The 12922-nt window shown below is 74.1% G+C and carries 12 protein-coding genes; 6 read left to right on the forward strand and 6 right to left on the reverse strand.

What is annotated here, in order from left to right:
• Positions 1–195: 195 nt before the first annotated feature.
• The 4 genes from ACWCPN_RS09670 to ACWCPN_RS09685 form a co-directional block, all read right to left on the reverse strand.
• Entirely contained in the window at positions 196–1377 is a 1182-nt protein-coding gene (locus ACWCPN_RS09670; protein WP_451203874.1) for a glycosyltransferase, read from the reverse strand.
• The gene (locus ACWCPN_RS09675) at positions 1374–2504 is read right to left on the reverse strand and encodes a glycosyltransferase family 4 protein (RefSeq protein WP_451203876.1); all 1131 of its coding nucleotides are present in this window, start codon (positions 2502–2504) and stop codon (positions 1374–1376) included. Before ACWCPN_RS09675 ends, ACWCPN_RS09670 begins: the two co-directional genes overlap by 4 nt.
• A gap of 371 nt (positions 2505–2875) precedes the next feature.
• Entirely contained in the window at positions 2876–4294 is a 1419-nt protein-coding gene (locus tag ACWCPN_RS09680) for a HEAT repeat domain-containing protein (protein ID WP_451203878.1), read from the reverse strand.
• A 300-nt stretch (positions 4295–4594) separates the two neighbouring features.
• Complete coding sequence (locus ACWCPN_RS09685) at positions 4595–4987, reverse strand: ankyrin repeat domain-containing protein (RefSeq protein WP_451203880.1); 393 nt, start codon at positions 4985–4987, stop codon at positions 4595–4597.
• Between the two features lie 264 nt (positions 4988–5251).
• Here ACWCPN_RS09685 and ACWCPN_RS09690 point away from each other — a divergent pair, with 264 nt between their 5' ends.
• Complete coding sequence (locus tag ACWCPN_RS09690; protein WP_199209749.1) at positions 5252–5446, forward strand: hypothetical protein; 195 nt, start codon at positions 5252–5254, stop codon at positions 5444–5446.
• Positions 5447–5487: 41 nt separating this feature from the next.
• Complete coding sequence (locus ACWCPN_RS09695) at positions 5488–7116, forward strand: hypothetical protein (RefSeq protein WP_451203882.1); 1629 nt, start codon at positions 5488–5490, stop codon at positions 7114–7116.
• A gap of 61 nt (positions 7117–7177) precedes the next feature.
• Here the strand turns inward: ACWCPN_RS09695 and ACWCPN_RS09700 are convergent, their stop codons facing one another.
• The gene (locus tag ACWCPN_RS09700) at positions 7178–8683 is read right to left on the reverse strand and encodes an SCO1417 family MocR-like transcription factor (protein WP_451203884.1); all 1506 of its coding nucleotides are present in this window, start codon (positions 8681–8683) and stop codon (positions 7178–7180) included.
• Between the two features lie 102 nt (positions 8684–8785).
• Between ACWCPN_RS09700 and yczE the strand changes: the two genes are divergently transcribed.
• The 4 genes from yczE to ACWCPN_RS09720 all read left to right on the forward strand — a co-directional run bounded on the left by yczE (position 8786) and on the right by ACWCPN_RS09720 (position 12250).
• Positions 8786–9439 carry a membrane protein YczE gene (gene yczE, locus ACWCPN_RS09705; protein ID WP_451203886.1) on the forward strand — a complete coding sequence of 218 codons (654 nt, stop codon included), beginning with the start codon at positions 8786–8788 and terminating at the stop codon, positions 9437–9439.
• Positions 9436–10212, forward strand: a complete 777-nt coding sequence (locus ACWCPN_RS09710) for a glycerophosphodiester phosphodiesterase (protein WP_365122993.1) — start codon at positions 9436–9438, stop codon at positions 10210–10212. Before yczE ends, ACWCPN_RS09710 begins: the two co-directional genes overlap by 4 nt.
• Before the next feature lie 61 nt (positions 10213–10273).
• Positions 10274–11620, forward strand: a complete 1347-nt coding sequence (locus tag ACWCPN_RS09715; RefSeq protein ID WP_451203888.1) for an MFS transporter — start codon at positions 10274–10276, stop codon at positions 11618–11620.
• Positions 11621–11875: 255 nt separating this feature from the next.
• A complete protein-coding gene (locus tag ACWCPN_RS09720) occupies positions 11876–12250 on the forward strand; it encodes an RNA polymerase-binding protein RbpA (protein ID WP_003977404.1) in 375 nt (124 codons plus the stop codon).
• Between the two features lie 106 nt (positions 12251–12356).
• Here ACWCPN_RS09720 and fxsA read toward each other — a convergent pair whose 3' ends face one another.
• The gene (gene fxsA / locus ACWCPN_RS09725; RefSeq protein ID WP_451203891.1) at positions 12357–12908 is read right to left on the reverse strand and encodes an FxsA family membrane protein; all 552 of its coding nucleotides are present in this window, start codon (positions 12906–12908) and stop codon (positions 12357–12359) included.
• Positions 12909–12922 lie beyond the last annotated feature (14 nt).

The raw sequence follows: 12922 nt of genomic DNA on the forward strand, positions 1-12922 counted from the left end.
CGGTCCGGCCGCCCTCGCCCCGCCGGGGTGCGGGCGGCCGGCGCCTGTGACACCGCGGCGGACGCGCGCGGGTCGCGGCCCGGGTCCTCGGTGAGGGCGGCGGCCGGCCGGGCGGTCCGGCCTCGCCAGGCCTACCCAGCGGATCGCCCGCGCTCTCCGTCAGCGCGTCGCCCAGCCCACGAAGCGGGACGGGTCTCACGCCGCGCCCTCCCGGGTGGCGGGACGGGCCGGAGCGTCCGCACGCCCGAGCACCTCCGCGTCGTGCGCGGCGAGGAACGCCTCCACGGCCGCGCCCCAGCCGAAGCACTCCGCACGCGCGCGTGCCGCCTCCCGCCGCTCGGGCTCGGGGCGGGCCAGCAGCAGTTCCACGGCGTCCGCGAAGGCCCCGCCGCGGTCGGCCGCCGCCGCGCCGGCGGACCCGAGCACCTCGGGCAGCGCCGAGGACGCGCTCGCCACCACGGGCGTCCCGCACGCCATGGCCTCCAGGGCGGCCAGTCCGAAGGTCTCCGCGGGCCCGGGCGCCAGGCACACGTCGGCGGACGCCTGGAGCGCGCCGAGGTCCGTGCGGTCCGCGACATGGCCCAGGAAGGTCACCGGCAGTCCGCGTTCGCGGGCCCGGTGCTCCAGCCGCGTCCTCAGCGGCCCGTCCCCGGCCACCACCAGCACCGCCGGCCGGCCGCGCCGCAGCAGCGCCTCCAGGGCGTCCAGCGCGGTTCCGGGCCGCTTCTCCACGGACAGCCGCGAGCACATGACGAGCAGCGCCTCGTCGCCGCGCGCGTGGAGAGCCCGCAGCCCGGGGTCCCGCAGGACCGGGTGCCGCTCCGTCAGGTCGACCCCCAGCGGGGCGCGTACGACGTTGCGCGCGCCGATGCGCACGAACTCGCGCTCGGCGAACTCCGTGGTGCAGAGCACGCGCGCGTAGACGTGCGCGGTGCGGGTGTTGAGGGCGTCGGCGGTCCGCCGGGCGAGGTGCTCCGGCAGGCCCCAGGTGCGCAGCACGCCGTCGGCGGTCTCGTGGGAGACCATGACGGCGGGCACGCGCACGCGGCGCGCCCAGCGGCCGGTCCAGCGCAGGGTGGTGCGGTCGGAGACCTCCAGGCGGTCCGGGGCCAGTCGCTCGAGGAGTGCGGCCAGGCGCCGCCGGTCGGCCAGGACGCGGTAGCCGCCCGTGCCGGGCAGCACCGGTCCGGGCAGGGTGATGACCCGGCCCTGCTCCGTGTCGCGGTCGGTGTGCCGCTCGCCCGGCACCACCAGCACCGGTTCGTGGCCCGCCGCCCGGAACCCCTTGCCCAGCTCCCGCAGGGCGGTGCGCAGGCCCCCGGAGGCCGGGGTGACGAAATTGGCGAGCCGGACGATGCGCAGGGGCGTGCCGGTCATGCCGCCACCGCCGTCCTCCGGGTGGCGAGCACGTCCTCGTAGTGCGCGATCAACCGGTCGCCGACGGCGGCCCAGGTGCGTCCCTCGACAGTCGCCCGCCCGGCGGCGCCGTACGAGGCCCGCAGACCCGCGTCGGCGCCCAGGGTGCGCACGGCCTCCCGAACGGCGGCGTCGTCGCACGGCGGGACGAGCAGCCCGGTGCGCCCGTGGGCGACCAGGTCGAGCGGCCCGCCGGCGGCGGGAGCCACCACGGGCACGCCGCTGGCCATGGCCTCCTGGACGGTCTGGCAGAACGTCTCGAAGGGGCCGGTGTGCGCGAACACGTCAAGCGAGGCGAAGATCCGGGCCAGTTCGTCGCCGGTGCGCCGGCCCAGGAAGACCGCGCCCGGCAGGGCCTCGGTCAGGTGTGCGCGGCTGGGCCCGTCGCCGACGACCACGACCCGCACGCCCTCCAGCCCGCAGACACCGGCCAGGAGGCCGACCTGCTTCTCGGGGGCGAGCCGGCCGACGTAGCCGACGATCAGCTCACCGTTCGGGGCGAGTTCACGGCGCAGCGCCTCGTCCCGGTGGGCCGGCCGGAAACGGACGGTGTCCACGCCGCGCGGCCACAGCCGGACCCGGGGCACACCGTGTGCCTCGAGGTCGCGCAGGGCGGCGCTGGACGGGGCGAGCGTGCGGTCCGCGGCGGTGTGCACGGAGCGGATCCGGCGCCAGGCGGCCGCCTCGCCCGCACCCATGTAGGTACGGGCGTATCCGGCCAGATCGGTCTGGTAGACGGCGACCGCGGGTATGCCGAGCCGGGCGGCGGCCGCCATGCCCCGGACACCGAGGACGAAGGGGCCGGCCAGGTGGACCAGGTCGGCACGGTGGCCGGTGAGCGCGGCGGCGAGCCGCCGGCTGGGCAGGGCAACGCGGACCTGCGGGTAGCCGGGCAGCGGGAGGGAGGGGACACGGACGACGGGACACGGCTCCGCCAGGGCGTCGGCACCGGTGCCGGGTGCGGTGGCCGGAGCGACGACGAGCGGGTGGTGACCGCGGTCCACGAGGTGGCGGGCGGTCTGGAGCGCGCAGTGGGCGACGCCGTTCACGTCGGGGGGAAAGGATTCGGTCACGATGACGACACGCATACGGGTGTTGTCGCCGTGCCGGACGTGGCCGCGTCAACGTCGATCTGTCCGGCCGGGGAACGTCCCGTGAGCGTTGGACCGCGCACCCGCGCGGGTCGGACGGCCGCCATGCCCGCCTGTCCCGCGGGTCACCCGGTGTTCACACGTGGGCGGTCTCCCGCCCGTGCGGCGGCGTGCGGGCGGCGGCCGGCGAGGACCGGCCCCGGGTGTCCCGCGCGCCCGTCGGGCGCCTGCCGGAGCCCGTGGCCCCGGCGCGGGCAGCTGGGTCACACCCGCTGTGCCCCGGCGTGAACGGCCCAGGTCACATGCTCCGCGCCCCGGCGTGAACGGCCCGGGTCACATGCTCCGCACCCCGGCGTGAACGGCCAGGGTCACATGCTCTGCGCGTCCGGTCCGAAGCGGCTGCGGACCGCCGTCTGCACCTCGTCCTCCTCGGCCGGGTCGGCGGCGAGGCGGCGGAGCCGCTCGACGACGCGGATGTCGCCGGTCTCGGCGTGCCGGGCGGCGATCTCCCGGGTGGTCTCCTCGCAGTCCCACAGGCATTCGACGGCGAAGCCGGTGGCGAAAGAGGGATCGGTGGCGGCCAGGGCGCGGGCCGCGCGGCCGCGCAGATGGGAGGAGGCCGTCTCGCGGTAGATGTGGCGCAGCACCGGGGCCGCGCAGGCGATGCCGAGGCGTCCGGCGCCGTCGACCAGGGTCCACAGGGTGGGCGCGTCGGGCCCCTCGCCGCGCACGGCCTCGCGCAGGGCGCGGAGGACGAGGTCGCTGTCCTGGGCCCCGCCGCGGCAGGCGAGCATGCGGCCGGCGGCGGCCCCGAGGACGTCGGGGCGCTGGGTCCAGCCACGGGCGCGCTGGACGGCGGCGATACTGCGCATCCGTTCGAAGGCGTCCACGGCTGCCTCCACGACGACCGGCGTTCCGTCGGCGACCGCGGCCTCGATCAGACCGAGGACGTCCGGGTCGTTGCTGTCGGCCAGGTAGCGCAGGGCCGTGCAACGGGCTCCGTCGGTGCCGGTCCGGGCGGCCTGGAGGATCTCCGCCCGGTCGTCGGGACCGGCCACGGCGACCAGGCAGCGGGCGGCCGGCACATGGAGGGCGGCGCCGCGCTCGATACCCAGCTGGGCCCATTCGAAGACGGCTCGCACGCTCCAGCCCGGCCGGGGTCCGGTGGGCCGCATCTGGCGCTGCCAGCGGTCGAAACAGCCGGTCTCCTGGGCGGCACGCACGCGCGTGGCGATCGACGCGCGCGGATCCTCGGCCCACAGCCGCCAGGGCCTCGGCTCGAAGGCGTCACGGACGGCGGCGGCCAGCTCGGCCTCGCCCTCCGCGTCGGTGGCGAAGCGGGCCAGGACCGGGGCGGCGAGGGCGCGCAGGCCCGCGTCGTCGTCCCGGAGGGCCAGCTCGTCCAGGGCCCAGGCCCAGTTGGAGCCCTGGGCGGCGTACCTGCGCAGCAGTTCGAGCGCGTCGCGCCTGCCGTAGGAGGCGAGGTGCCCGAGCACGGCGAGGGCGAGGCCGGTACGGCAGTCCTCGGTGTCGAGGACGTCCTCGGCGCCGAAGAGGTGCGACTCGACGGCGTCCAGTTCGCCGTCGAGGTCGAGATAGAGCCGGGCGTAGTAGAGGGAGCGGTTCTCCACCTGCCAGTCGTGGCGGGGGTCGCGCAGCACACAGTGGTTCAGGGCCGCGAGCGCCTCGGCGCGCGGGGCGGTGAGCGCGTGAAGCGTGCCGTCGCCGCGGCCCCGCTGAAGCAGGCCGAGCAGCGTACCGCTGGGCGCTATGACCGGATCGAACATGGGAAACAGCCTCACATCAAGCGTCGATGCAACCGGGAAACACGCATTACCTGGCCGCGTGACACAACGTCGGAGCTCCCGCCGTCTCTTGCTTGCTGTAGACCATCTCTCTCTGCCTCTCGTCGGTGGCCCATGCGGACCGCGTCACGGTCCGCGCGGTGCGGCAACACCTGCCCAGCCCTCGCGTCCGTGAATCACGTCGTCATGATGACCCGCGCTGTGAGCTGCCGCGACCGTATTTCCGGCGGCCTCGTACCGCCTCCCCCGTTGTCTGTGTCGTGCCTGGTCAGAACGATCGCGTCAGTGCGCGCCGAACAGCTCCAGGAGTTCCGCCTTGTCGAACATGCGTGCCGTGTCGACGGCCGAGGGGGTGCCCGCGGCCGGGTCGGCGCCGCCCTCCAGGAGGGCTCGGATCACTTCCGTCTCACCCTTGAACACGGCCCCCGCGAGCGGGGTCTGGCCCCGGTCGTTGATGCGGTCGGCCTCGGCGCCGCGGGCGAGCAGGGCGCGCACCGCGTCGGCGTGACCGTGGTACGCGGCGAGCATCACCAGGGAGTCGCCGCGGTCGTTGGTGAGGTTGGCGGGCACGCCGGCGTCGACATACGCCACGAGCTCTTCGGTCCGCCCCTGCCGGGCCAGATCGAAGATCTTGGTCGCCAGCTCCACGACCTCGGGGTCGGGAACGTCAGTCATCGGCGTGACCGCCTCTCGTTACAACCGTTCAGGTGAACCGCAAGGGTACTGGCTCGCGCCTCACATGACCGGAAGTGCCCGAGGTAAAGATCACCCCAGGCCCCGGCAGACGCAAGCGCCCTGTTCACGTGGCCCGTCGACGGCTCCGCCAGTCGAGGGAAAAGAACCGTAATTCACCCAGTTGCACCTTTTATCGTATAGATACATCCTGTGATCCTGGAAGTACTCACGGTGACTGTCCCCCTCGACACCAGGAGGTCTCAAATGATCCTCTCCATGTCCGGCGTCGTCCTGCTCGGCATCGTCGTCTTCCTCTTCTTCCGCAAGGACGGGCTCAAGGGCTCACACGCCTGCGTCTCGGCCCTGTTCGGCTTCTACCTCTCCAGCACGGCCATCGCCCCCAGCATCAAGGCGGGCGGCGAGAGCCTGGCGAGCCTCCTAGGCGGCATCAAGTTCTGACGCCTGAACACCCCGCCCGTACGCACCAACAGGAGACAGCAGTGGCCCGGCGCCCACTTCCCCGCATTCTGAGCAAAGACAGCGCGCAGATCGCCCGGACGCAGATCGCCCGGAGCCGGGAACTGGCCCGGACGGCGGCCGACGGCGCCACCGATGTCCTCCACCCGCTGATCACGATCTCGCGCGGGCTGCGCCGGCTGGCCTCGGCCGGGCGGCGCAGGTGGGCCGAGACGCCCAAGGACAAACGCGGGCCGCTGCTGTTCCTGGCGGCCTCGGTGGTCCTGGTCGTGGCGCTGATGCCGTACGGACCGCTGCTCGCCGTCATCACCGTGATGGCGGCGGCGGCCCGGCAGGGCCGCGACCGCACCCCGCCGGAACCCGAAGGGCCGGACGAGACCCAGGCCGAGCGCCTCCAGGCGCTCTACGAGGCCCTCGTGCCGTACTTCTCCACCGCCGAGGACCCGGCACCGCTGTACGCGCACGGCGGGGAATGGGCGAGGGCCTTCGAGGCACACGAGTTCGACGACGACGGGCGCTTCGCCCACCTCGTCATCCGCTACCCCGCGTACTTCCCGGACGGCGAGGCCACGGCCCGCGCGCGGATCGAGCACCTGCTCGCCGCGAAGGCCGGACGGGGCCGCGAGTACCACTTCGGCTGGGACGAGGAGGGCAACCGGCTCACGGTGTCCGTGCTCGCGCCCCTGCCCGCGGGCATCGCCGCCCAGCGGTTCGTCACCGCACCCGGCGAGACGGTCCTCGGGTTCACCGACCCGAGCGAGGTCCAGCGCACGCTGCCGCTCTCGTACGAGGAGGAGCAGCGGGACGTGCCGCCGGTCGTGTGGCGCACCGGCATCCGCTCCACCGAGCCGCACTTGCTGGCCATGGGGCACCCCGGCAGCGGCACCTCGACCCTGCTGCGCTCGATCGCGCTGCAGGCCCTCCAGTACGGCGACGTGCTCGTCGTCGACGGCGGCGGCACCGGCGAGTACGCGTGCATGATCGGCCGGGACGGCGTCCTGGCCGTGGAGTGCGCGCCGGCCGGGGCGCTGGCCAGCCTGGAGTGGGCCGCGCAGGAGACCGAGCGGCGGCTCACCGCCGTCAACCGCGCCCGGCAGGCGGGCGACCCACCGCCCGAGGACACCCGGCGCCCGCTGTGGCTCCTGCTGGACCGGCCGACCGTCTTCACCCACCTCGCGGAGGCGGACCACCGCCGGGATCCGCAGACGTTCCTGCAGGTGCCGCTGCGGCACGGGCGCGCCGCGAACGTGACCGTGGTGGTGGCCGAGCAGTTCGACAGCGCGGAGTCGCTGAGCGAGGCCGTACGGCAGCACGCACGCGCGCGTGTCGTGCTGGGGCCCGCGGCGCCGCAGCAGGTGGAGGCTGTGCTGGGGATGCCGCCGCACACCAGTCCGCCGGCCCGGATGCCGCCGGGGCGCGGGTACGCGCGGCTGGGGACGGGGCCGGTGCACCGGCTTCAGGTGCCCGCGACGCCGGACCCCTACGACGACGCGACGAGCGACGCCGACCGGCAGGCGGTGCTGGGGCTGCTGCCGCCTCGCACCACGCCCGTGGACGCGGAGACGGCCGAGACCGCCGAGGCGGCCGAGGCGCTCGAAGCGGGCGAGGCGGAACCGGTGGCCGCGAAGGCCGTCGCCGTCGACAGTCCGTGAAGCACGGTCGGCCGGGGCCGGGTGTGCCGGAGGGGCACGCACGCCCGCGGCCACGGCGGTGTCACGCCACGAAGGTCCGGGGGGACTCCGCGTCGCCCGTCGCACCCGTCCTCACCAGGCGGGACGCGGCTGCCAGGCGGGTCGCCGCCTCGTCCGCCACCGCTCCGCCCACCGTGAACGGAAGGCGTACGTAGCCCTCGAAGGCGCCGTCGACGCCGAAGCGGGGTCCGGAGGGGACGCGGACACCGACCCGCTCCCCCGCCTCGGCCAGCCTCGAACCGGAGAGACCTCCGGCGCGGACCCACAGGGTCAGGCCGCCCTTCGGGACCTCGAACTCCCAGTCGGGGAGTTCCCGGCGCAGCGCGGTCACGAGGGCGTCGCGGTTCTCGCGCGCCTGGGCCCGGCGCAGCGCGACGGCCTGTTCCCAGCCGCCGGTGCCGAACAGCCAGTTCACCGCGAGCTGTTCCAGCACCGGAGTGCCGAGGTCGGCGTACGCGCGCGCGGCGACCAGGCTGCGGATGACGTCCGGGGCAGCGCGCACCCAGCCGATGCGCATACCCGCCCAGAAGGCCTTGCTGGCCGAGCCGACCGTGATGACGGTGGAGCCCGCCGGGTCGAAGCCGCAGACCGGGCGCGGCATCCCGCCGTCGTACTCCTCGTCGAGCCACAGCTCCGTCATCGTCTCGTCGGCGACGAGGACGGTGCCCGCCGAGCGCGCCGCGTCCACCAGCCGGCGCCGCTGGTCCTCGTCGGCGAGCGCGCCGGTGGGGTTGTGGAAGTCGGCGACGACGTAGGCGAGCCGGGGCGCGGCCTCGCGCAGGACCTGCCGCCAGCGGTCCATGTCCCAGCCGGCCAGCCCCTCGGCCATGGCCACGGGTACGAGCCGCGCGCCCGCCTCCCGCATGAGCTGGAGGATGTTGGCGTACGACGGCGACTCGACGGCGATGCGCTCGCCGCGGCCCGCGAACAGATGGCAGATCGCGTCCATGGCGCCCATCGCGCCGGTCGTCACCATGATCTGCTCGGGCATGGTGGGGATCCCGCGCGCGGTGTAGCGCTCGGCGATCATCGAGCGCAGGGCGGGCAGCCCGGCCGGGTAGTCGCCGTGCGTGTGGGCGTAGGGCGGCAGTTCCTCCAGGGCGCCCTGGACGGCGCGCGTGAGCCACGGCTCCGGGGCCGGGAGCGAGGCGCAGCCCAGGTCGATGACGGAGCCGAGGGCCTCGGGCGGCAGGGGCTCCAGTCCCCGGGCGGGCAGCGGGTTGCCGGCGGGCACCGCCGTCCAGCTGCCGGCTCCGCGCCGGGACTCGAGGAAGCCCTCGGCGCGCAGCGCCTCGTAGGCGGCGGCGACCGTGGTGCGGCTGACGGTGAGGGCGAGGGCCAGTTCACGCTCGGCGGGGAGGCGGGCGGCGACGGGGACCCGGCCCTCGAGGACCAGCAGCCGGATGCCGTCGGCGAGGGCCCGGTAGGCGGGCGGACGGCGGCTGCCGGGGCCCGCGGGGCGGTCCTGCTGTGACGTCAGCAGCCGGGCGAGCTGCGCGGCACCCACCGCAGAGGTCCAATGCGCCATGCCGATCAGTCCACCTTCCCCGAATTGGCCATGGATGGGATGTCCTCCCAGGCTTCAGAGTGACATGCGTCAGTCCACCGCCACCACCCAGGGGGGTATGTCGTGTCCACCGCCGGCCGTCTCGGAAGACGGCTGATCCAGTTGTACGCGGGCCTCGCGCTCTACGGCGCGAGTTCGGCGCTGCTCGTGGCGGCGGGGCTGGGCCTCGAGCCCTGGAACGTGCTGCACCAGGGGCTCGCCGAACTCACCGGGCTGACCATCGGCGTGGTGTCGATCGCCGTCGGGGCGGTGGTGCTGCTGCTGTGGATCCCGCTGCGCCAGCGGCCCGGCCTCGGGACGGTCTCCAACGTCTTCGTGGTCGGTCTGGCCATGGACGGCACCCTCGCGCTCCTGCCGGACGTGCACGCCCTCGCCGTACGCGTTCCGTTGCTGGTGGCGGGCATCGTGCTCAACGGGGCGGCGACCGGCCTGTACATCGCGGCGAGCTTCGGGCCGGGCCCGCGCGACGGGCTGATGACGGGGCTGCACCGGCGCACCGGCCGCTCGATCCGGCTGATGCGGACGGCGGTCGAGGTCACCGTAGTGGTCTCCGGGTTCGCCCTGGGCGGCACCATCGGGATCGGGACCGTGCTCTACGCGGTGTCCATCGGCCCGCTGGCGCAGCTCTTCCTGAAGGTGTTCGCCGCCCCGCCGGCACCGGGCGGCAGTACCGCCGTTGCCGCGGTGACACCCGATGGGGCGATACTGCGTCCGTGACCCTGACGACGCCGCCCCTGCGCCACCCCTACCTGGACCATCCGGGCCCGATCGCCTTCGCCCACCGCGGCGGGGCGGCCGACGGGCTGGAGAACACCGTGGCCCAGTTCCGGCGCGCCGTCGAGCTGGGCTACCGGTACATCGAGACCGATGTCCACGCGACGGCGGACGGCAGGCTCGTCGCCTTCCACGACGCGACGCTGGACCGGGTCACGGACGGCGCGGGCCGTATCGCCGACCTGCCGTGGCAGGAGGTACGGCACGCGCGCGTGGCGGGGCGGGAGCCGGTGCCGCTCTTCGAGGAACTGCTGGAGACGTTCCCCGAGGCCCGCTGGAACGTCGACGTCAAGGCGGAACCGGCGCTGCGGCCCCTGCTGGAGCTGATCGAGCGCACGAACGCCTGGGACCGGGTGTGCGTGGGCTCGTTCTCCGAGGCGCGGGTGCTGCGGGCGCAGCGGCTGGCCGGGCCCCGCCTGGCCACCTCGTTCGGTACGCGCGGGGTGCTCAGCCTGCGGCTGCGCTCCTGGGGCCTGCCGGCCGCGGTGCGCCGGTCGGCGGTCGCCGCCCAGGTGCCCGAGGCCCAGTCGGGCGTCCCGGTGGTGGACCACCGCTTCGTGCGCGCAGCCCACGCGCGCGGGCTGCAGGTGCACGTGTGGACGGTCAACGAGCCGGAGCGGATGCACCGGCTGCTGGACCTCGGCGTCGATGGCATCATGACCGATCACATCGACACGTTGCGCAAGGTCATGGAGGACCGCGGCGTCTGGGTCTGAGCGACCCGGCACCCGGGTCCCGGCCTTCGCACGGCACTGCGGCGGGGAAGCGAGGGCACGGGTGGGCACCGACACCGTGCGGGCGGGGACGGCCGGCGAAGCCGCGGGCAGGCGGCGCGAGCAGCGCGGCTGGTACTTCTACGACTGGGCGTGCTCGGTCTACTCGACCAGCGTCCTGACCGTGTTCCTCGGTCCGTACCTCACCTCGGTCGCCCGGAACGCGGCCGACTCCGACGGCTATGTGCATCCGCTGGGCATCCCGGTCCGGGCGGGCTCCTTCTTCGCCTACTCGGTGTCCCTGTCGGTGATCCTCGCGGTCGTGGTGATGCCCCTGGTGGGCGCCGCGGGGGACCGCACGGGCCGCAAGAAACCGCTGCTGGGGGCTGCGGCCTACACCGGGGCCGCCGCCACCACCGGCATGTTCTTCCTCGACGGCGACCGGTATCTGCTCGGCGGGGCGCTCCTCGTCGTGGCGAACGCGGCGCAGTCCGTCGCGATGATGCTCTACAACTCCTACCTGCCGCAGATCGCGCCGCCCGGGGAGCGCGACGCGGTCTCCTCCCGCGGCTGGGCCTTCGGCTACGCGGCCGGATCCCTGATGCTCGTCGCGAACCTGGTCCTGTACTCGGCGCACGCCTCCTTCGGCCTGACGGAGACCGCCGCCGTCCGCGTCTGCCTGGCCTCGGCCGGGCTGTGGTGGGGCCTCTTCACCCTCGTACCGCTGCGGCGGCTGCGCGACCGGCACACTCGCGTGGAGGGCGCCTCCGCCCCGGGCCTGCGGCAGCTCGCGGCGACGCTCCGGGACATGCGCCGGCATCCGCTGACGCTGGCCTTCCTGCTGGCGTACCTCGTCTACAACGACGGCATTCAGACGGTGATCTCCCAGGCCTCCGTCTACGGCTCCGAGGAGCTGGGGCTCGGGCAGTCCACGCTGATCACGGCCGTGCTGCTGGTGCAGGTGCTGGCCGTGGCGGGCGCGCTCGCGATGGGGCGGCTGGCACGGCGCCACGGGGCCAAACGGACCGTCCTCGGGTCACTGGTCGCCTGGACGGCCACGCTGGCGGCCGGGTACTTCCTGCCGGCCGGGGCCCCGGTGTGGTTCTTCGTGCTGGCCGCCGGGATCGGCCTGGTGCTCGGCGGCAGCCAGGCCCTGTCCCGGTCGCTCTTCTCCCATCTGGTGCCGGCCGGCAAGGAGGCGGAGTACTTCTCCGCGTACGAGATGAGCGACCGCGGGATGAGCTGGCTCGGCCCGCTGCTGTTCGGCGTCACCTACCAGCTCAGCGGGAGCTACCGCTCGGCGATCGTCTCGCTGGTGGCCTTCTTCGTCATCGGGTTCGTCCTGCTCGCGCGGGTGCCGGTGCGGCGTGCGATCGAGGATGCGGGCAACCCGGTTCCTGACACGATTTAGCACTCGACACGAAAGGGCGGTAGTGTACGCGTTTGGCCTGCCAGGCGTACCGTTACTGCGCGTCAAAGATGCCGAAACGGTGGGTGACATCTGCTAGCAGATGTGACAAACCGGGCGCCTGTGGGTAGAACAAGGGGCGGCTACGACGGCGACGCATGACCCGGAACGGGAATCTTTACCGCCGACCGGACGTTGACCGGATGACGACGACAGCGACACCTGTCCTGTGGGCGACAAGCCCGGGAGGCACGATTCATGAGTGAGCGAGCTCTTCGCGGTACGCGCCTCGTAGTGACCAGCTACGAGACGGACCGCGGTATCGACCTGGCTCCGCGCCAGGCCGTGGAGTACGCATGCGAGAAGGGGCACCGGTTCGAGATGCCCTTCTCGGTCGAGGCGGAGATCCCGCCGGAGTGGGAGTGCAAGGTCTGCGGGGCCCAGGCACTCCTGGTGGACGGCGACGGCCCTGAAGAGAAGAAGGCCAAGCCCGCGCGTACCCATTGGGACATGCTGATGGAGCGGCGCACCCGTGAGGAACTCGAAGAGGTCCTCGAGGAGCGTCTGGCGGTTCTGCGCTCGGGGGCGATGAACATCGCGGTTCACCCCAGGGACAGCCGCAAGAGCGCGTAACGCGCGAGAACACGGAATACCGCGGGCGCCGTACGTGATCCACGTACGGCGCCCGCGGTTTCGTGCTGTCCCGGGACAGCCGCGCGAGGCGGCCGCGCCCCGGGCCTCAGCGGGTCAGCGGCGGGCGCTGCCCGCTGGGCTCGGCGGTGTCCTCCCTGATGACCTCGCCCTGCACCACCTTGCCGTCGGGGCGGTGCATGCGGGCCTGCTGGAAGGCGTCACCGAGGCTGCCCGGGGCGACGCTGCGGAGCCTGCGGTCGAGAGTGCGCTCGGTCCAGCGGCTCACGGCCCGCTGGACCGGCGGGAGCAGCAGGAGGAGTCCGGCCGCGTCGGAGATCAGGCCCGGGATCATCAGCAGCAGACCGCCGAGCATCAGCAGCCCGTTGCCGCCGCCGCGGGCCGGCGAACCGCCTCGCTGAAGTGCTTCGTTGAGGTTCCGGAAGGCGCGGCGCCCCGCCCTCTTGATGATCACCGAGCCGGCGACGACGCCCGCGACCAGGAGCAGGAACACGGTGGGGCCGCCCGCCGCGCCCGCGACCCGCGTCAGCAGCCACACCTCCAGCGCCAGCCACACGGCGATGCCCAGCGGCAGGTACCTGCGCAGCCGGGATCGGCGGGGCCGGGTGGCGGAAGGGGAGGTGGGAGCGCCAGTCGTCATGCTCCCAGTGTGCC

The organism is Streptomyces sp. NPDC002386 (assembly GCF_053593175.1).